Source organism: Agrobacterium sp. ST15.16.055 (assembly GCF_027956555.1).
Taxonomy (GTDB): Bacteria; Pseudomonadota; Alphaproteobacteria; order Rhizobiales; family Rhizobiaceae; genus Agrobacterium; species Agrobacterium salinitolerans.
Genome location: NZ_JAQKGN010000011.1, coordinates 128,716 through 148,533, shown reverse-complemented (window position 1 = coordinate 148,533; position 19,818 = coordinate 128,716). Strand labels below are relative to the sequence as shown.

Annotated in this window: 18 protein-coding genes; 12 read left to right on the top strand and 6 right to left on the bottom strand. The window is 59.0% G+C overall.

Annotated features, from left to right (window positions below; genetic code table 11):
* The first annotated feature begins 350 nt into the window (after positions 1–350).
* From PL599_RS16605 to PL599_RS16585, 5 genes are all read left to right on the top strand, one after another.
* A complete protein-coding gene (locus PL599_RS16605; protein WP_077985576.1) occupies positions 351–1,301 on the top strand; it encodes a phosphoribosylaminoimidazolesuccinocarboxamide synthase in 951 nt (316 codons plus the stop codon).
* Positions 1,302–1,304: 3 nt separating this feature from the next.
* Positions 1,305–1,964, top strand: coding sequence for a TetR/AcrR family transcriptional regulator (locus PL599_RS16600; protein ID WP_269824719.1), 660 nt, complete (start codon positions 1,305–1,307; stop codon positions 1,962–1,964).
* Positions 1,965–2,163: 199 nt separating this feature from the next.
* A complete protein-coding gene (locus PL599_RS16595) occupies positions 2,164–3,366 on the top strand; it encodes an efflux RND transporter periplasmic adaptor subunit (protein WP_077985574.1) in 1,203 nt (400 codons plus the stop codon).
* Between the two features lie 53 nt (positions 3,367–3,419).
* Positions 3,420–6,509 (top strand): efflux RND transporter permease subunit, encoded by a 3,090-nt coding sequence (locus PL599_RS16590; RefSeq protein ID WP_269824720.1) that lies wholly within the window; start codon positions 3,420–3,422, stop codon positions 6,507–6,509.
* A gap of 149 nt (positions 6,510–6,658) precedes the next feature.
* Positions 6,659–8,104, top strand: a complete 1,446-nt coding sequence (locus tag PL599_RS16585; protein ID WP_137412218.1) for an efflux transporter outer membrane subunit — start codon at positions 6,659–6,661, stop codon at positions 8,102–8,104.
* A 107-nt stretch (positions 8,105–8,211) separates the two neighbouring features.
* Here the strand turns inward: PL599_RS16585 and efp are convergent, their stop codons facing one another.
* Positions 8,212–8,781 carry an elongation factor P gene (gene efp / locus PL599_RS16580; protein WP_065114199.1) on the bottom strand — a complete coding sequence of 190 codons (570 nt, stop codon included), beginning with the start codon at positions 8,779–8,781 and terminating at the stop codon, positions 8,212–8,214.
* 251 nt (positions 8,782–9,032) lie between these two features.
* Between efp and epmA the strand changes: the two genes are divergently transcribed.
* The 3 genes from epmA to PL599_RS16565 all read left to right on the top strand — a co-directional run bounded on the left by epmA (position 9,033) and on the right by PL599_RS16565 (position 11,728).
* A complete protein-coding gene (gene epmA, locus PL599_RS16575) occupies positions 9,033–10,097 on the top strand; it encodes an EF-P lysine aminoacylase EpmA (RefSeq protein WP_269824721.1) in 1,065 nt (354 codons plus the stop codon).
* The gene (locus PL599_RS16570) at positions 10,094–11,158 is read left to right on the top strand and encodes a lysine-2,3-aminomutase-like protein (RefSeq protein WP_269824722.1); all 1,065 of its coding nucleotides are present in this window, start codon (positions 10,094–10,096) and stop codon (positions 11,156–11,158) included. Before epmA ends, PL599_RS16570 begins: the two co-directional genes overlap by 4 nt.
* A 378-nt stretch (positions 11,159–11,536) precedes the next feature.
* On the top strand, positions 11,537–11,728 hold the full coding sequence (locus tag PL599_RS16565) for a hypothetical protein (RefSeq protein ID WP_003492264.1): 192 nt from the start codon (positions 11,537–11,539) through the stop codon (positions 11,726–11,728).
* Positions 11,729–12,051: 323 nt separating this feature from the next.
* Here PL599_RS16565 and PL599_RS16560 read toward each other — a convergent pair whose 3' ends face one another.
* Complete coding sequence (locus PL599_RS16560) at positions 12,052–12,288, bottom strand: Lrp/AsnC ligand binding domain-containing protein (protein ID WP_003521320.1); 237 nt, start codon at positions 12,286–12,288, stop codon at positions 12,052–12,054.
* A gap of 103 nt (positions 12,289–12,391) precedes the next feature.
* Complete coding sequence (locus PL599_RS16555) at positions 12,392–13,318, bottom strand: LysR family transcriptional regulator (RefSeq protein WP_269824723.1); 927 nt, start codon at positions 13,316–13,318, stop codon at positions 12,392–12,394.
* Positions 13,319–13,448: 130 nt separating this feature from the next.
* On the opposite strand from PL599_RS16555, the gene PL599_RS16550 reads away from it, so the two are divergent.
* The 4 genes from PL599_RS16550 (at position 13,449) to modC (ending at position 17,583) form a co-directional block, all read left to right on the top strand.
* Entirely contained in the window at positions 13,449–14,732 is a 1,284-nt protein-coding gene (locus PL599_RS16550) for an NAD(P)/FAD-dependent oxidoreductase (RefSeq protein WP_269824724.1), read from the top strand.
* 225 nt (positions 14,733–14,957) lie between these two features.
* Complete coding sequence (modA, locus tag PL599_RS16545) at positions 14,958–15,749, top strand: molybdate ABC transporter substrate-binding protein (protein WP_269824725.1); 792 nt, start codon at positions 14,958–14,960, stop codon at positions 15,747–15,749.
* Between the two features lie 53 nt (positions 15,750–15,802).
* Positions 15,803–16,510, top strand: a complete 708-nt coding sequence (gene modB / locus PL599_RS16540; RefSeq protein WP_137412224.1) for a molybdate ABC transporter permease subunit — start codon at positions 15,803–15,805, stop codon at positions 16,508–16,510.
* Positions 16,507–17,583 (top strand): molybdenum ABC transporter ATP-binding protein, encoded by a 1,077-nt coding sequence (gene modC, locus PL599_RS16535; protein ID WP_269824726.1) that lies wholly within the window; start codon positions 16,507–16,509, stop codon positions 17,581–17,583. Before modB ends, modC begins: the two co-directional genes overlap by 4 nt.
* On the opposite strand, the gene PL599_RS16530 is transcribed toward modC, so the two are convergent.
* The 3 genes from PL599_RS16530 to PL599_RS16520 all read right to left on the bottom strand — a co-directional run bounded on the left by PL599_RS16530 (position 17,552) and on the right by PL599_RS16520 (position 19,817).
* Entirely contained in the window at positions 17,552–17,947 is a 396-nt protein-coding gene (locus tag PL599_RS16530; RefSeq protein WP_269824727.1) for a winged helix-turn-helix domain-containing protein, read from the bottom strand. The genes modC and PL599_RS16530 overlap by 32 nt on opposite strands.
* A gap of 3 nt (positions 17,948–17,950) precedes the next feature.
* Entirely contained in the window at positions 17,951–18,955 is a 1,005-nt protein-coding gene (locus PL599_RS16525) for a P1 family peptidase (protein WP_269824728.1), read from the bottom strand.
* An 88-nt stretch (positions 18,956–19,043) separates the two neighbouring features.
* Positions 19,044–19,817 carry a thiazole synthase gene (locus PL599_RS16520; RefSeq protein ID WP_142913013.1) on the bottom strand — a complete coding sequence of 258 codons (774 nt, stop codon included), beginning with the start codon at positions 19,815–19,817 and terminating at the stop codon, positions 19,044–19,046.
* Position 19,818 lies beyond the last annotated feature (1 nt).

Below are 19,818 nucleotides of genomic sequence, written 5' to 3'. Positions count from 1 at the left end.
AATCCCCCAAGGCTCAAAACCCCGGAAACAAACAAGCATTCAGCTCATCTTCTTGATTTTCTTAGAACGAAAGACTTCGTCGCCAGCAGCGCCGCCGCCCTCGTTCAGTGAGCGGACTTATAAGAGATCACCCTCAAACAAGTCAACACACCTATCGTCAAAAAACTGACATTTTTCGTAAGTTATTGTTATTTAATGAGAGTTTTGAGTTTCATCTAATAAACAGGGTCCAGCGGCCTCCTTTACCTGCCGACTGGCCCTGCTTCGGGAAACATGCAATAGGAACGGACAGGAGTTTCAGTCAGATCGGGGCGTCCAACGTCCCTATAAAGCCAAGAATTGGAGAGCCCGTGCGCATTCTTGATGAAGCCGTCATTCCCGAGCTGCCGAATTACTACCGCGGCAAGGTCCGGGAAAACTACGACCTGCCCGACGGTAACCGCATCATCATATCCACCGACCGCCTGAGCGCCTTCGACCGTATCCTCACATGCATCCCTTATAAGGGACAGGTGCTCACCCAGACGGCGCGCTACTGGTTCGAGCATACCAAGGATATCTGCCCCAACCATGTGGTCAGCTATCCCGATCCGAATGTCGTTATCGGCAAGAGGCTCGACATATTGCCGGTCGAAGTCGTGGTTCGAGGATATCTGGCCGGCACGACGGGCACCTCAATCCTTACCCTTTATAAGAAGGGTGAAAGGCAGATGTATGGCATGAGCCTGCCTGATGGAATGAAGGACAACCAGATTTTGCCCGAACCGGTGATCACACCAACGAGCAAAGCATTCGATGGCGGCCACGACGAACCGCTGACGCCCGCAGAGATCGTCGGGAAGAAACTGTTGACGCAGGAGCAATGGGACACGCTTTCCCGTTACGCCTTGGCGCTGTTCCAGCGTGGGCAGGAAATTGCCGCAAAGCAGGGGCTCATTCTCGTCGACACAAAATATGAATTTGGGACGGACGAGAACGGTACGATCATCCTGGCTGACGAAATCCATACGCCGGACAGCAGCCGCTATTGGATGGCTGACAGCTACGAGGAAAGTTTCCGCAACGGAACGCGGCCGGCAAGCTTCGACAAGGATTTCGTAAGAGCCTGGGTCGCCGAACGCTGCGACCCTTATAAGGACGACGTTCCCGAAATTCCGCAGGATCTCGTCCTGCAGACATCCAAGGTTTATATTGATGCTTATGAACGCATCACCGGACAGCGCTTCGTTCCCGACGATAGCGGCGAAACGCCGCTTGCAAGGGTACGCCGGAATCTGGAGCCGTTCTTCCCCGGAGTCTGACCCGTGAGCAAAACGATCGAACAGGCGAGAAAGGGCGACAGGAAGAATGACCTTCCCGTGCGGCGCCGGCCTCGTCGTTCCGCTGAGGAAACCCGGCGGGACATTCTCGCCAAAGCCGAGGAGCTTTTCCGCCAGCGCGGTTTCAATGCGGTGGCGATTGCGGATATCGCCGCGGCGCTCGGCATGTCGCCTGCGAATGTCTTCAAGAATTTCAGTTCCAAGAACGCACTCGTTGATGCGATCGCTTTCGAGCAGATCGGCGCGTTCGAACGGGACATCAAGCCGCTGGATAAAAGCCACGCGCCGCTTTCGAGACTGCGCCATCTAACACGCACCCTGATGGAACAGCACCACCGGGATTTAAACGACAATCCCTACATATTCGAAATGATCCTGATGACGGCAAAGCAGGACATGAAATGCGGCGACTATTACAAATCCGTCATTGCAAACCTTCTGGCCGACATTATCCGTGACGGTGTCGCTGCGGGAATCTATGCCCCCGCCGACATTCCGCCCCTTGCGAACACCGTGCTCCACGCGCTTACAAGCGTAATCCATCCCGTCCTCCTGGCACGCGAAGACATCGGCAATTTAGCAACACGTTGCGATCAACTCGTCGATTTAATCGATGCGGCATTACGCAATCCGCTTGCTAAGTGACGATTCCCAATTTACGTCACCTTCTCGCAATTGCTTGCGAAGCGCATAAGCCTGCGCTTCTATGGGCGTGGCGGTCCGGGCAGAATGAGCGAAAAGGGTCACTTCCAAGGCCTTCGCCCTTCGTGTCTGTTTCCGGACGCGCATCCGCCGAGCGACATTGCGCTTATAGTTGAATGCGATCGATACGCAGGGAAGAACAATGAGCCGACGTATTTTGCCCCTATTTGCTTCTCTGTGTGTAACCGCCCTTCTGGCGGGTTGCAGCGATGGCGGCGAGAGCAGCCAGAACGCCGCCCAGAATACGGAGCGTCCGCCGTCTCCGGTCAGCGTCATCCTGATGAAGACCGGGGAATACCCGTTGACCACGGTCCTGCCCGGTCGCGCCAGCGCGTTCCAGACAGCGGAAATCCGCCCGCGCGTCACCGGCATCATCCGCGAAATTCCCTTCAAGGAAGGCAGCGAGGTCAAGCAGGGCGATGTTCTCTACCAGATCGAGGACAATACCTATCTGGCAGAAGTGGCGCAGGCCAAGGCGAGCGTGGCGAAGGCGGAAGCAAGCGTTCCGAGCGCCGAGGCGAACCTTGCCCGTTACGAACGTCTGGTCAACAGCGGCGCGACGCAGATCGAATATGAAAACGCCAAGGTGACGCTGCTGCAGGCGCAAGCCGATGTGGCGCAGACCAAGGCTGCGCTGGAAACGGCGGAAATCAACCTCGATCTCACCAAGGTCCGCGCCCCCTTCGACGGCATCACCAGCGCAACAGCCTTCAGCATCGGCAACGTGGTGACGGCCAACCAGACGACGGCTTTGACGACGCTGCGCCGCATCGATCCGATCTATATCGACCTGATGGAATCCAGCATCAATCTTCTGCGTCTGAAAAAGGCGATCTCGTCGGGCCAGCTCGGCGGCGACACGAAGGAGACCGGTATTCACCTGACGCTGGAAGACGGCACCGAATACAAGCATGACGGCAAGATCGACATGTCCGACATGGCGGTGAGCGAAACCACCGGCACCTTCTCCATCCGCGCCCTGTTCGAGAACCCGGACGATCTCCTGCTTCCCGGCACCTATGTCCGCGCCACGCTGACCATCGGCAAGGAAAAGGGCTTCCGCATTCCGCAGCGCGCCGCGAGCCGCAACGCCAGTGGCGAACTGACGGCGAAATTCGTGACGGCGGAAAACAAGGTGGAAACCCGCACCTTCCCGTCCAGTCAGCAGTCGGGCAACGCCTGGCTGGTGACGGAAAACGTCAAGGATGGCGACAAGCTGATCGTTGATGGCTTCCAGTGGATTGCCGAAGGCGCGACTGTCGCACCGGTTGAAGTGACCATCGACGATCGCGGTATCGTCGTTCTGCCGCAGCAAGCTCCGCCTGCCGCCGCCCCCACGAAATAAGCATGAGCACGAAACCCTCGGTCGAAGCTCGTAAAAGGTAAGGCAGGACTGCCATGGCCCATTTCTTCATCCGGCGCCCCGTGTTTGCATGGGTTATCGCCATCGTCATCATGCTGGGCGGCGCCCTCGCGATCTGGACATTGTCCATTTCGCAGTACCCGGATATTGCGCCGACGACGGTTCGCGTCAGCGCGACTTATAACGGAGCCAGCGCCGAAACCGTCGAAAAATCGGTGACGACCATCATTGAGGACGGCATGACCGGCCTCGATGACCTCACCTATATGACATCGTCGTCCTCAACGGGCAGCGCCGAAGTGACGCTGACCTTCGGCAACAGTATTCTGCCTGACATTGCGCAGGTTCAGGTGCAGAACAAATTGCAGCTTGTCCAGTCGCAATTGCCCGATACCGTGCAGCAGCAGGGTATCCAGGTCAGCCGCTCGACATCGAGCATTCTGATGGTCGGGGCGCTGATCTCGACCGACGGCAAACGCAACTCGGCCGATCTCGGCGACGTGTTCTCCTCGCGTGTCGAGGACCAGATCAAGCGTCTTGAGGGTGTGGGCAGCATCAACGTCTTCGGTTCTGAATATGCGATGCGCATCTGGCTGGATCCGTTCAAGCTCAACAAATACCAGCTGACGACCGCCGACGTGACCAGCGCCATCCAGAGCCAGAACACCCAGGTTTCGGTCGGCTCGCTCGGCGCGGTACCGGCCGTCAAGGGCCAGCAGCTCAACGTGACGGTAACGGCGCAGAGCCAGCTCACCACCGTCGCCGATTTCGAGAAGGTCATCCTCAAAGTCGAAAAAGACGGCGCAACGGTCCGCCTCAGCGACGTGGCGCGCATCGAAATCGGCCAGGAAACCTATGGCGGCGATTCCCGCTCCAACGGCCGTCCGTCCGCCGGTTTCGCAGTCAACCTCGCCACGGGCGCCAACGCGCTCGATACGGCGGCCCGCGTGAAAGCGGCCCTGACGAATGTCGAGGGTTCGTTGCCCGAGGGGGTTTCGATTGAATATCCCTATGACACCACGCCCTTCGTGAAACTGTCGATCGAGAAAGTGGTGCACACGCTGATCGAGGCGATCATTCTCGTCTTCGTGGTACTTCTGGTATTCCTGCAAAACCTCAGAGCCACCTTCATCCCGATGATCGCCGTGCCGGTGGTTCTCTTGGGCACATTCGGCGTGCTTGCGTTGACAGGTTATTCGATCAACACGCTGACCATGTTCGCCATGGTGCTTGCCATCGGCCTTCTCGTGGACGACGCCATCGTCGTCGTCGAAAACGTCGAACGTATCATGTCGGAAGAAGGCCTGTCGCCGGTTGAGGCGACGGAAAAGTCGATGGGCGAGATCACCGGTGCTATCGTTGGTATCGCACTCGTGCTGACCGCCGTGTTCATTCCGATGGCCTTTTTCGGCGGATCGACCGGCATCATCTATCGCCAGTTCTCGATCACCATCGTGTCAGCTATGCTGCTGTCGGCTGTGGTCGCCATCGTTCTGACACCGGCGCTTTGCGCCACGATGCTGAAACCGATCGACCATCACAAGAAGCAGCGCGGACCGGGCGCCTGGTTCAACCGCGGCTTCGGCAAAACGACGGACGGTTATGTGTCCTCCATCGGCTATCTGCTGAAGCGTCCGCTGCGCGTGATGATCATTTTCGCGGTCGTTATCGGAGGCTGCGTCTGGTTCTTCAGCAAGCTGCCTAGCTCGTTCCTGCCGCAGGAAGACCAGGGTGTTCTTCTGACGATCATCCAGACGCCGACCGGTTCGAACATCGAACGCACCAACGAGGTGGTGAAGCAGGTTGAAAACTACTTCCGCGAAAAGGAAGCCGCCAATGTCGAATCGGTCTTCGGCGTGCTCGGCTTCAGCTTCAGCGGTTCTGGCCAGAACAACGCCATCGTTTTCACCAAGCTCAAGGATTTCGAAGAACGCACGGCGCCGGATCAACATGCCGGTGCCATCGTTCAGCGCGCCATGGGCACCTTCTTCGGTTTCCGCGACGCGCAGGTCTTCCCGCTTCTGCCTCCGGCCATTCAGGGCATGGGCACATCGAGCGGTTTCTCGATGTATCTCGTGGATAGCGGCCGCAACGGCACCGATGCCCTGACCGCCACGTCCAAGGAACTGATCGCGCTGGCGACCAGCAATCCGAAGGTCAGCTCGCTCAGAAGCGGCAACCAGGACAATGAAACGCAGATGAAGATCGTTCTCGATCAGGAAAAGATGGGAGCCATGGGGGTCGATCTGTCCTCAGTGAACCTCATGCTGTCGACGATCTTTGCCGGCCGGGATGTCAACGACTTCACGCTCAACGGCGAGCTGAAGCCGGTCTATGTTCAGGGTGATGCGCCCTATCGCATGCAGCCGGACGACCTCAAGTTCTGGTACGCCCGCAATACCAATGGCGAAATGGTGCCTTTCTCTTCCTTCAGCGAAGTGAAATGGATCAATGCGCCTCCGTCTCTCGCCCGCTTCAACGGCACGGGCGCCATCTCGCTCGAAGGCACCGCCGGTGCAGGCGTTGCGTCCGGTGACGCCATGGACGAGATGGAACGGCTGACGGCGAGCCTGCCGGGCGGCTACACGGTGGCGTGGCAGGGCATTTCCTATCAGGAACGCCTTTCCGGCTCTCAGGCGCCGATGCTCTATGCGTTGTCGGTACTGATCGTGTTCCTTTGCCTTGCCGCTCTCTATGAAAGCTGGTCGATCCCCTTCTCGGTCATTCTGGCCGTTCCGGTGGGTGTCCTCGGCGCTTTGACTGCGGCCCATTTCTTCGGCCAGACGAATGACGTTTACTTCAAGGTGGGCCTGCTGACGACTATCGGTCTCGCGGCGAAAAACGCGATCCTGATCGTCGAGTTCGCCAAGGAGAGGCAGGAGCACGGGTTAAGTCTTGTGGAAGCGGCGCTGGAGGCAGCCAAGCTGCGCCTGCGTCCGATCATCATGACGTCGCTGGCTTTCATCCTGGGTGTCGTGCCTCTGGCAATCGCAACTGGAGCGGGTTCTGCCGCGCAAAATGCAATCGGAATCGGGGTTCTGGGTGGTATGCTTTCTGCAACACTGCTCGGAATTTTCTTCGTTCCGTCCTTTTTCGTCATCATTCGCCGCCTTTCAAGGCGTTAACAAAACAAAAATGGGCTGTGCCAACCGTTAATACGCTGCTAGAAATGTTGCCGATTTGGCTAATGCACGTTTCTAGGGCATATCGACCGCGCAGCCCGTTTGTCAGCAAGCCGCGCTCGGTAAGCCAACCTAAGAATTGGGAAAATTACATGCTGTCTATTCGCGCTACTCTTCCCCTGACAATGCTGCTGCTCTCAGGCTGCGTCGTCGGGCCCGACCACAAAACGCCGGAAATTCAATTGCCGGGAAAGTTTGCGGAAGCCGGAAAAACCAGTAATGGCGACATCAGCAGCGTTGCGTGGTGGACGGCCTTTAACGATAGCCGCCTCAATGGTTACGTTTCCACGGGCCTCAGTCAGAACCTGACCGTGATGCAGGCGATCGAGCGCATCAATCAGGCGCAGGCACAGGTGATCGTGGACGGCGCTGGCGGCCTGCCAAGCCTGACGGCAAGCGGCAGCCACTCGACCAGCGAGACCAAGGGCAGCTATCGAGATGTTCCCGTCACGAACGTGTCGTCGGGCGGCCTCAGCGTTTCCTGGTTCCTAGACCTCTTCGGCCGTTACCGCCGCGCCACCGAAAGCGCCAATGCATCGCTCGATGCCGCTTACTCCACGGTCGACGTTCAGCGCCTGACGCTGATTTCAGCCGTCGCCGCCGCCTATATCGACGTGCGCTACTATCAGGAACGTCTGGAGATCGCTCGCCAGAACCTGGGCTCGCGCCGCGAAACGCTCGATCTGACCAAGTTGCAGCTCGAAGCCGGTGCGGCCTCGCGCCTCGATGTCGTCCAGTCCGAAGGTCTGGTCAATTCGACGCTGTCGCAGATCCCCGGCCTCGAAACCAGCTTCCGCAAGGCCGCGCACCGCATCGCGACCCTGCTCGGCATGCCGGCCTCGTCGCTCATCGCTGAACTGCAGAAGGGCGCACGCCAGCCTGTTGCGCGGGCAGTTCCCCCCACCGGTATTCCGGCCGACCTGATACGCAACCGCCCGGACATCCGCGTCGCCGAACGTAATCTCGCCGCTGCGGTCGCCACGATCGGCGTGACCGAGGCGCAACTTTATCCAAGCATAGAGCTTGGTGGTGCGATCACCCCGAGCTATAATTTCCTGAGCGGCGGCGCTAGAGGAACGGCCAATAGCTGGTCCTTCGGTCCGAGCCTAACTCTTCCGATTCTCGACGGCGGCAGACTGCGCGCCAATGTCGACATCGCCAACTCACAGGCGCGAGAGCAATATCTCGTCTGGAAGGCAACTGTTCTCAATGCGGTGGAAGAAGTCGAAAACGCCCTGGCCGCTATCAATCGCGACCAGCGTACCGTCAACGCTCTGAGAAAGACCGTCGCCTCCTACCAGGAAGCGCTACAACTCTCCACTGCCAGCTATCGTGACGGTGCATCGTCTCTGCTCGATGTTCTGGATGCTCAGCGCTCGGTCTCAGATGCACAGGCAAACCTTGCCACGGCGATCCAAACGACCGCGCAGGACTACGTCTCGCTCAACGTAGCGCTCGGCGGCGGTTACGCCGTTGGCCAGACCACGGCTCCGAAGAAGGCGCCCGGCCCGACCCGGACCGCGGCCAAGGCCATGTAAGACACGCCGCAAGGCAAAGAAAAAGCCCGCGTCTCGACGCGGGCTTTTTATTGTTCGTGATACAAAAAACACCGGTCGCCCGGTGCTTTTTTAACTGGCCGTCAGGCTCAGTTCTTGGCGCGCTCGACGTAGGAATTGTCTTCGGTCGCGATGACCACGCGGATACCGGCATCGATATGCGGTGGCACCATGGTGCGGATGCCATTGGAGAGAATTGCCGGCTTGTAGGAAGAAGACGCCGTCTGGCCCTTGACGACCGGTTCGGTTTCCGTGATTTCCAACGTGACGTGACGCGGTAGTTCAACGGCCAGCGGATTGCCTTCGTGGATGGAAAGAACGCAGGTCATGCCTTCCTGAAGATAGGCCTTCTGGTCACCCATCGTCTCGACATCGACCACGACCTGATCGTAGTTTTCCGGGTTCATGAAGTGGAAGCCTTCGCCGTCTTCATAAAGGAACTGGAAGTTCAGGTCTTCGACGAAAGCCCGCTCGACCTGCTCGGTGGTGCGCCAGCGTTCGGAGACCTTCACGCCGTCAACGATGCGGCGCATGTCCACCTGCGTGACCGGCGTGCCTTTGCCGGGGTGAAAGTTCTGCGCAGTGAGAACGACGTAAAGCTTGCCGTCCACGTCGAGAACATTGCCCTTGCGGACGGATGAGGCGATAACCTTGACCATATGACTTCCTTGTAACTCGATGAAATGCGTCGTAAAGGACTGCGTGGCAGCACCGGCCCCGGCAGACGTTTTGTCTTTTTTCTGGGGCGCAACTACCTTAAATCCGCACGAATTGCCAGCCTTCTACAGCAATTCGCGGAAGAGTGCCTAGCGGTTTTCCGCCCGGAAATGCTTTAAATGATGCGATCAGGCGTTTTGCGGGCCATTTATCCGCAATTGAGCGCCGCAGAGAAGACGGAAAAGAACTGAGAATGCGCGCAAGCAAAGACACAATGTCGCCATGGTGGACGCCTGATGTCCACGCGGATCGACGCGCGTTTCTCATTGAGCGCAATGCGATCCAGTCGGCCTTTCGCGGCTATTTCGCCAGCGCCGATTTTCTTGAGGTCGATACCGCGACACTGCAGGTTTCCCCCGGCAACGAGGCTCATCTGCATGCTTTCGCTACGCAAGGCCTGACGCCGGCCGGCGACGCCGCGCCGCTTTATCTTCACACTTCTCCCGAATTTGCCTGCAAGAAGCTGCTCGCCGCCGGTGAAAAACGCATCACCTGTTTTGCCCATGTTTACAGAAACCGGGAAAGAGGCCCTCTGCACCATCCGGAATTCACCATGCTGGAGTGGTATCGGGTCGGCGAAAACTATGAGAGCCTAATGAAGGACAGCGCCAATCTTCTGGCGCTGGCAGCTGAAACCGCAAAGGCGAAGAGTTTCACCTATCGTGGTCGCAGCGTCGATCCGTTTCTCGAACCTGAGCGGGTAAGCGTCGCCGAAGCCTTCGAGCGATATGCCGGTGTGGACCTGCTGGCCACCATCAGCCGAAACGGCGAAACCGACAGTCGCCATCTTGCCGCGAGCCTCACCAATGCCGGCATTCGCGTGGCCGATGACGATACCTGGGCGGATATGTTCAGCCGTGTCATCGTGGAACGGGTGGAACCGGAACTGGGTTTCGGCAGAGCGACCATTCTTGACGAATATCCGACCGCAGAAGCGGCCCTTGCCCGCAAGTCCCTTGGGGATGCGCGGGTGGCGGAGCGTTTCGAGCTATATGCCTGCGGCGTTGAACTCGCCAACGCCTTTGGTGAATTGACCGACGCGACTGAGCAGAGACGGCGTTTCGAAATGGAAATGGTCGAGAAGCAGCGCATTTACGGCGAGACCTATCCGCTGGACGAGGATTTTCTGGCCGCACTCGCCATCATGCCGCCTGCAAGCGGCATAGCGCTCGGGTTCGATCGGCTGGTGATGCTGGCGACGGGCGCCCCCCGTATCGATCTCGTCATGTGGGCCCCAGTCGCGGAATATGGACGATGACAGGGCTTGAGATCATCAAGACACCCGAAGCGCTTCTCGAAGCGGGGCTGATTGAAGCCGAAGCGCTGGAGAACCTGCGCGCGGTGACGCAGCGTTACGCACTCGCCATCACGCCATCGATTGCCGGGCTGATCGACAGCCGCGACCCGCAGGATCCCATTGCCCGGCAATTCGTACCGGACGCGGCCGAACTCGTTCACCTTCCCGAAGAGCGCGACGACCCGATTGGCGACGACGCACACAGCCCCGTCCACGGCATCGTCCACCGTTATCCCGACCGGGTTCTTTTAAAGGCGGTGCACGTCTGCCCCGTCTATTGCCGCTTCTGTTTCCGCCGGGAAATGGTCGGACCGCAGGGCAATGGCATGATGAGCCCGGCTGAGCTTGACGCCGCATTCGACTATATAAATGCGAACCCCGCCATCTGGGAGGTCATCCTGACCGGTGGCGATCCGCTGGTGCTTTCCCCCCGGCGCCTGTCTGACCTGATGACGCGCCTGAAAAACATACCGCATGTGAAGATCGTCCGATTCCATACCCGCGTGCCGGTGGTCGATCCCGACCGTATCGACGTGGCACTGATCGATGCGCTGAAGGCCAGCGGCAAAACCACCTATGTGGCCCTGCACGCGAATCATGCCCGTGAACTCAGCGAAACCGCAAGGCGCGCCTCGGCGCGCCTGATCGACGCCGGCATCGCGATGGTCAGCCAGACCGTCCTTTTGAAAGGCGTCAATGACGACCCGGCGGTTCTTGCCGAGTTGATGCGCGCCTTTGTCGAGACCCGTATCAAGCCCTATTATCTGCATCATCCCGATCTTGCGCCCGGCACCAGCCATTTCCGGCCAACGATCGACGAGGGCCAGCGAATCGTTTCGGCGTTACGCGGAAACGTCTCCGGGCTCTGCCAGCCGACCTATGTTCTCGACATTCCCGGCGGTCACGGCAAGGCCGCTATCAGCCGAAATGCGGCCGAAAAGACCCGCGATGGCTGTTACTCCGTTTCCGATTTCAACGGAAACGATCATATTTACCCACCGCCCGCTACCGGCGGCAATTAAAACAAACATAAAAAGCCCGCTGCACCGGGCTTTTCGTGGCGGCCTCGGCCGAAAACAAAAATTTCACAATTCCGCCCCTCTCCTGTCATCATAAAGAAAAATATTCTACCTATAACAATCAGCATTGATTTTAGTGCTGGTCTGGATTATCAGTGTGGAACTGGAGAACGAGTCTCCTGATTCTGGGCCAACACCAATACAGGGAGTGTGTCATGTCAAAACATATCAACATCAACGCAATCCTTGGTCTTGAGTCCTGGAATGCTGGATTTAAATCCACGTGTTCCCGCTGCTGTCGAATGTGACCTGACGGTCTCAATTTCCTAAAAATCAGTTCGACAACATGCTGTGTAAATAAGCCACAGCGGGAGTATACCTATGCAAAAGCAAGTTATTGAATTCGCTGGCGAACCCGTCGGCATCGTCATACCGGACAACGACCGGCTGAAGTTCATCGCGGTGAAGTTCCACGTTCACGATCTGGACGAACAGAAGTTCGACAGCGCCGACGACGTGCGGATTGCCATCCGCGATCTCGTGCGCAACCGGAATCTGGCCGCAGTCGCCTGATGCGGGAAAACTTTCGCCCGCTCACAGAACCGTCAAAATTAGGCCGCGCCAAATATCGGACCCCGAACAGCGGTCCGATGGCGCGCTCTTCTCTTGCATGCCTCTTCTCTTGCATGTCTTGCGCGATAATCCGGCTGCCTGCATTTCGCTGACCGCAGATCGCCAAATCTGCCCTGAAGAATAGAGCATAGAGGCACCCCACCTGCTTCCCATCCTCAGGCAGAAAACATTCCAGCAAAATCAAAGTGGCGCATGGCCCCCGTGCAAAATGGCACTCCTGGGGCTCTACCCCGCGGCCCGCATGTATCGTCAGATAGGCTGCATCAAAACGCGGTAAACGTCAGCGTCGTCAGCGAGCGCACGATTCCCGGAATATTGACGATGTTCTGGTTGATGAACTTGCCGATATCCTCTTCCTGCGGCAGATAGATTTTCAGCAACAGATCATATTCACCGCTGGTGGAATAAAGCTCGGAAACCAGTTCCGTTTTGTAGATAGCGTCGGCGACATCATAGGTCTTGCCGGGCTCACATTGAAGCTGAACAAAAATGGGCTTCACGGACATCTCCCGTATTTGAACTTTCGGTGCATGGCTGCTCGTGCCACGCGTCATGGCGCACTATTGGCTGAGCTGCGTCCGTCTTGCAAGGCCGGTTACCGGATTACGCCGAAAACTGGCCCGGCATGCCGTTCGCCCCAATTGCGGCCTCGGAAACGATCCATCGCCGAAAACTCTCAAGCGGAGCATAACCAGCGCGATCCGGCATACAAGCGAGATAATAGGCTTCCTCGCTCTCCACTTCCCCCGCGACAGCCGCAACCAGACGACCGCTTCGCAACTCTTCCTCGATCATGAAGGACGGAATGAGCGACGCCCCGACACCGGCGCTCGCCGCCTCGGCAATCGTCGTGAACTGATCAAAAAGCATGCCATGCACATTGTCGAAACTGACGCAATGACTGCGAAACCATTGTTCCCAGGCGTCCGGCCGGGTCGTCATGTGCAGCAACGGGACATGCAGCAGATCGTCCGGCTTTGAAAGTCCGTGTCGCTCCTTGAAGGCCGGGCTGCAGACCGGAATGACCTTTTCATGCATCAGGAAAACCAGCTCGGTGCCCGGCCAATGCGGCAATCCGAAATGGATCGCCGCATCAACAGTGTCCGTGCGGAAATCGAATAGCGATGATCGCGTCAGAAGATTGACCGAAACGCCCGGGTGTCTGGCAATGAAATCGGGAAGACGCGGCACCAGCCAGCGCGTGCCGAAGCTCGGCAGGACGCCGAGATTGAGCGTGCCGCCATCCGGATTGGCGCGCAGGTTGAGTGAAGCCGTCGATATTCGCCGCAGCGCCTCGCGGATTTCCCTTGCATAACCCTCCCCGGCCCTTGTCAGCCGGATCGTCTGCCTCTCGCGCAGGAATAGCGCCGCGCCAAGCTGCTCTTCAAGCGCCAGAATTTGGCGGCTGACCGCACCCTGCGTCAGCCCCAGTTCCCTCGCAGCGGCGGTGACGCTGCCCGTGCGAGACGCAGCTTCGAAAGCCGCCAGCAGCGAAAGCGACGGCAGAAAACGGCGTGGCGGCAGCACCATATTCCCTCACGGAATGAACTCTTGACGATATGTCGATATTCAACAGGCAAGACCGCTTGTAAAGTCCTATAAACAAGGGCTTGTCACTCATACGAAGAACAAATGAACTGGCCCGGAACATGGTGGAACGATGTATAATGACCCCCGCTCGCATGGCCTCTGGGAAAAGACCGCGCCACAGCCGCCCGTAACGCCCGCCTGGGAGGGCGCAACGGTTGCTGATGTCGTCATTGTCGGAGGTGGCTTCACCGGCCAGTCCGCCGCCCTTCATCTTGCCGAATGCGGTGTGGATGTCGTTCTTCTCGAAGCAAGGGAAATCGGCTTCGGCGGCGCCGGCCGCAATGTCGGTCTCATCAATGGCGGCATGTGGGTCATGCCGAAAGAACTGCCCGGCGTGCTGGGTTCGACTTACGGCGAACGGCTTCTCGATCTTCTGGGCAATGCGCCCCTCCTCGTTCGCGAGTTGGTGGAGAAACACGCGATTCCCTGCGAAATCGAAAAAAACGGCACGCTGCATTGTGCCGTCGGCGACAAAGGGCTCGCCGAAATCCGCGAGCGCTGCGAACAATGGGCTGCGAGAGGCGCACCTGTCCGCATTCTTGATGCCGAGGAGACAGCGAGACGTACCGGCAGCACGGCCTATTCCGGTGCGCTTCTGGATACACGCGCCGGTACGATACAGCCGCTCGCTTATGTTCGAGGCCTTGCCGCAGCCGCCCGGAAAGCGGGTGCACGTCTGCACACCGAAAGCCCCGTGGTAGCGACCGAACGCAGCAACGGAAAATGGGTGGTGAAGACGCCGCAAGGGTCTGTAACCGCCAACTGGATCGTTGTGGCCACCGAAGCCTATAGCACCGGCCCATGGCAGATCGTTCGCGATGAACAGATCTACCTACCCTATTTCAATTTCGCGACGAGACCGCTCGGCGACAACCTGCAAAAGAGCATCCTGCCCGGCCGTGAAGGTTGCTGGGATACGAAGGAGATTCTCTCATCCTTCCGCATGGACAAAGCCGGCCAGTTGGTTTTCGGCAGTGTCGGTGCGCTACGCGGCACCGGCGCCGCCATTCATCGTGCCTGGGCAAAACGATCGCTGAAGCGGCTTTTCCCGCAGCTTGGAGACACGGAATTCGAATGTGAATGGTATGGCCAGATCGGCATGACGGACAATGCCGTTCCACGGTTTCACAAATTTGCGGAGAACGTCGTCGGCTTCTCGGGCTATAACGGCCGCGGCATTGCGCCGGGCACGGCCTTCGGCAAGGTCATTGCACAGCATATTCTCGGTGACATCGCCGAGGCAGAATTGCCGCTGCCTTTGACGGAGCCGAAAGCGCGGCCTGTCCGGGCATTGAAGGAAGCCTATTACGAGGCAGGCGCACAGATCGCCCATTTCGCTGGCGAGCGTTTTTGATCGGACTTCCAACGCACGACACGAACGTTCGGGCCGATGCTTCATTACGACGTTCGCCGTTATCGGATGCGCTCACCATCCCTCATCCCTATGCTTCTCACCAGGATTCAGCCAGCCCGCTAAGGGCTTTTTTCCACCCCAGCGATATATCCTTGAAAATATAATGAATGCCCTATAGGCCTATCGATATATTCATAGGAATATTTTGAAACGGGGTAACACACCATGAGACTTTTGCGTCGCAGCTTTCTCAAAACCATTGCCGCAGCCACATCCTTCTGGATGGCGGCCTCACTCGCGGCCGTTCCGGCCCATGCAGCCGAAAAAGTCACGGTGTTTGCCGCCGCGAGCATGAAAAACGCCCTCGACGCCATCAATGCCGAATGGGCAAAGGAAAGCGGTAACGAAGCAACCGTTTCTTATGCAGCAAGCTCGGCGCTGGCCAAGCAGATCGAGCAGGGCGCACCGGCGGATATCTTCATTTCCGCCGACCTTGCATGGATGGACTATGTTGCCGAAAAGAAGCTGATCAACGCTGACAGCCGCTCCAATCTTCTCGGCAACCGCATCGTTCTCGTCGCTCCGGCTGACAAGGCAAAGCCGGTCGAGATCAAGCAGGGCTTCGATCTTGCTGCTCTGGTGGGCGACGGCCGTCTGGCCATGGGCGCAGTCGATTCCGTACCGGCGGGCAAATACGGCAAGGCCGCTCTGGAAAAACTCGGGGTCTGGTCCTCGGTCGAACAAAAGGTCGCCGGCGCGGAAAGCGTGCGTGCCGCGCTGCTGCTCGTCTCGCGCGGCGAAGCACCCTATGGCATCGTCTACCAGACCGATGCCGCCGCCGATCCGGGTGTGAAGATCGTCGGCGCCTTCCCGGAAGACAGCCATCCGCCGATCATCTACCCGGTCGCCATTCTTTCGGAAGCCAAGTCCCCGGCAGCAAAAGCCTATCTGGATTTCCTGAAATCGGCCAAGGCAACGCCCTTCTTCGAAAAGCAAGGCTTTACCGTTTTGAAATAAACTGCCTTTCGTGAGCCCAGCCTATTGGCCGCGAGAGATGACGATTGCAGGATATGGCATTGCCTTGGTGGACACTCAGCCCTGAAGAATGGACGGCAATCAGGCTCAGCCTGTGGGTGTCCTCCATCGCCATGCTCGCCAGCCTGCCTTTCGGCATTGCGGTTGCCGTGGCGCTGGCGCGCGGCCGCTTCTGGGGCAAATCGCTTCTTAACGGCATCGTCCACCTGCCGCTCATCCTGCCGCCCGTCGTCACCGGCTTTCTGCTACTCGTCCTGTTCGGCCGCCGGGGCGCAATCGGGCAATTTCTCGATAGCTGGTTCGGCATCGTCTTTTCCTTCCGCTGGACCGGGGCGGCGCTCGCCTGCGCCGTGATGGCCTTTCCGCTGATGGTGCGTTCCATCCGGCTCTCCATCGAAGCGGTGGACCGAAAGCTGGAGGAAGCGGCGGGCACATTGGGGGCAAGCCCGTTCTGGGTGTTCCTCACTGTCACGCTTCCCCTGACATTGCCTGGCATCATCGCCGGCATGATCCTGGCTTTCGCCAAGGCCATGGGCGAGTTCGGCGCGACCATCACCTTCGTGTCCAATATTCCCGGCGAGACCCAGACTTTGTCCGCCGCCATCTATACCTTCACCCAGGTTCCGGGCGGCGATGCCGGTGCGTTGCGGCTAACCATTGTCTCCGTCGTGATTTCCATGCTCGCTTTGCTCGTCTCGGAGTTTCTGGCCCGCATCATCGGCAAACGGGTGAGCATGGAATGACGCTTTCGGTCACCACCCGCCATCGCCTCGGCTCCTTCGAACTCGATGCGTCATTCACCTCGCAAGGCGGCGTCACCGCGCTGTTTGGACGCTCCGGTTCCGGCAAGACCTCGATGATCCGCATCATCGCCGGCCTGCTGCGGCCGGATGAGGGACAGGTTTTGCTGGACGGCGAAGTGCTGGCCGATAGCGAAAAGCGACTGTTCGTGCCGGCCCATAAACGCCGTTTCGGTTATGTCTTTCAGGAGGCGCGGCTTTTCCCGCATCTCAGCGTGGCGCAAAATCTACACTACGGTAGCTGGTTCACCGCAGACAAAACGAAGGTCGCGCAGGAAGACCATATCATCGACATGCTCGGCATCGGCCATCTCTTGCAGCGGCGTCCCAACAAACTCTCGGGCGGCGAAAAACAGCGCGTTGCCATCGGCCGCGCACTGCTTTCTTCCCCCAGACTGCTGCTGATGGACGAACCGCTCGCCTCGCTGGACGAGCAGCGGAAAGCCGAGATCATTCCTTATCTCGAACGGCTGCGCGACGAGACGAAAATCCCTGTTGTCTATGTCAGCCACTCTATTCAGGAGGTCGCCCGCCTCGCAGACCGCATCGTGGTGATGAAGGACGGCAAGGTGGAGGCGCAGGGAAAAGCAGCCGAGGTGCTGGCGAGACCGGATTTCAGCACGCATCTCGAACGGCGCGAGGCAGGCAGCATTCTTTCCGGGCACATTGAAAGCTTTGATGCGCGGCACGGACTTGCCGCCGTGCGGCTAAAGACCATGCTGCTCCATGTTCCGGCCAAAAGGGGAACATCCGGCAGCCCGGCGCGCGTGCTTATACCGGCGCGTGACGTGATGCTGGCAACCGTAAAACCCGAAGGCTTGAGCGCCCTCAACATTCTCGAGGGTCGTGTCGCAACTGTCTCAGCCAGCGAAGACGGCATGGTCACGGTTCAGGTGGATTGCGGCGGCGACATCATCCAGTCGCGCATCACCGATCTGTCACGCGAGAGGCTGCAGCTGGAACCCGGAAGACCAGTGCATGCGATCATAAAGTCGGCGGCTCTTGATCCCTATTGAGGGCCGCGTCGGGATTACGATTGGCCTCCAGCCAGTCGATATCGGCGCGCAAGGCCTCGTTCATCCGCTTTTCCATGCCGCGGTAACGCTCCAGAACCTCAGTGCCGAAAGCGGTCAGCGCCGCACCGCCGCCCTGTTTGCCGCCACGCTGCGATTCAATAACCGGTTGCCGGAACATATGGTTCAGCGCATCCACCAGCAGCCATGCGCGACGATAGGACATGTCCATCGCCCGCCCGGCGGCAGAGATGGAGCCGGTCTCGACAATCCGCTCCATCAATTCGATCTTGCCGTGCCCCAATCGCTCTCCGGGCGGAAAATCGATACGAAGAACAGGTTTCAGTGGAGCGAGGGCCTCACTCATCGTTCAAAGGCTCCGTCCATGAAGATCGCGATAGGCCTTTTGCGCTCCATCCACCGGCAAGGCCGTCGCCTCATAGACGCCACGCGCCACCGCGCGCGCCATCACGATGGTGGCAAGATGGCAAAGTTCGGCGAAATGAACGCCGCCCTCAAGCGGCTTTTCACCGGTCGCGGCCGCGAACATGGTGTCGCCGTCGCTTGGCAGATGGGCGGGCAGAACGGCGCGCGCCAAACCGTCATGCGCCATGATGGAAAGGCGATGCGCCTGCGCTTTGGTGAGCACGGCATCCGTCACCACCGCACCGATGGTCGTTGCCGTGAGATTGACCCCCTTGAGGCGCAGCGCGGTATGATCCCGCTCGAAACGATCAGGAAAACCGCAATCGCCATATTCACTCCGCACTTCAAACGGCGCGGACCAGAAATGGCGGCTCGTTCCAACCGTTGCGGAGCCGAGCGCATTGACGGCAACGATGGCCGCCACCTTATAACCGCCGGAACTGACGGTGCTTGCGGAGCCGAGCCCGCCCTTGAAGGTGGCGGTCGTCGCACCCGTTCCAGCCCCGGCTGTTCCGAGTTCGAAGGGCGTCGCACGCGCCGCCTTGAAGGCCGCATATCCCATCTCGCGATAGGGTGAATGCAGACCCCAGCCCTTATCACCGCCATTCAGCAGATCCATCAGGATCGCCTGCGGCACGATGGGAACGCGGGTGGACCCCACCTGCAGGCCACGCCCGATTTCGCGCAGCCCGGCCTGAACGCCGCCCGCCGCATCCAGTCCGAAGGCAGAACCGCCCGACAGCACGAAGGCGTCCACCGTTTCCACCGTCATCGCGGGGTCGAGCAGGCCGGTATCGCGCCCGCCCGGCGCACCACCCAAAACAGAACCGGAAGCGATGACGGGCTTTTCGAAAACAATCGCCGTAACACCGGAGCCAAGGGCAAGATCGGTGACATTACCGACCGAAACGCCGCCTATGTCAGTCAGAAGATTTGTGAGTGCCGCCATGCCGTTTCCCTTTTCTCCCGGTATCCCGCCACCATCAGGCACTGTCAACGCAAAACGTGACGTGCCTGATGTCTACGACAAGCCGCGATCAGGAAAAGACAGCCGTTCCGATCACCGGCGTCGAGGGAACGGCCATGTCCCTCGGCTCCAGCGGCCCGGAGAGATATGCCTGATGGCCGGCTTCTATGGCGCGAGCGAAAGCCTCCGCCATGCCGACCGGATCACCCGCGCCCGCAACCGCCGTGTTGAGCAGAACGGCATCGTAACCAAGCTCCATCACCGTGACCGCATGGGACGGGCGGCCGATACCGGCATCGACAATCATCGGCACATCCGAAAAACGCGCCCGCATGGATTTCAGCGCCGTTAGATTGAGCGGTCCCATGGCGCTGCCGATCGGCGCGCACCAGGGCATCAGTACCCTGCAACCCGCCTCCAGCAGCTTTTCGGCGACGACCAGATCGTCCGTCGTATAAGGAAAGACCTCGAAACCATCGTCGCAGAGGATTTTCGCCGCCTCGACAAGTGCGAAGACATCGGGCTGCAACGTATCGTGATGGCCGATAACCTCCAGCTTGATCCAGTTAGTGCGGAACACATCGCGGGCCATCTTTGCCGTCAGCACCGCTTCCTTGACCGTGTGGCAGCCGGCGGTATTGGGCAGAATGTGGCGATCCAGCTCGCGGATAAGCTCGAAAAACTGACCGCCCTTCTTGCCGCCCGCCGTTTCCCGGCGCAGCGAAATTGTCAGAATATTCGTGTTGCTCGCCCGCACGGCGTCGGCAAGCACGGCAGGAGACGGATAGCGCGCTGTGCCGAGCAGGAGACGGGATGAGACCTCGCGGCCATAGAGCGTCAGCATG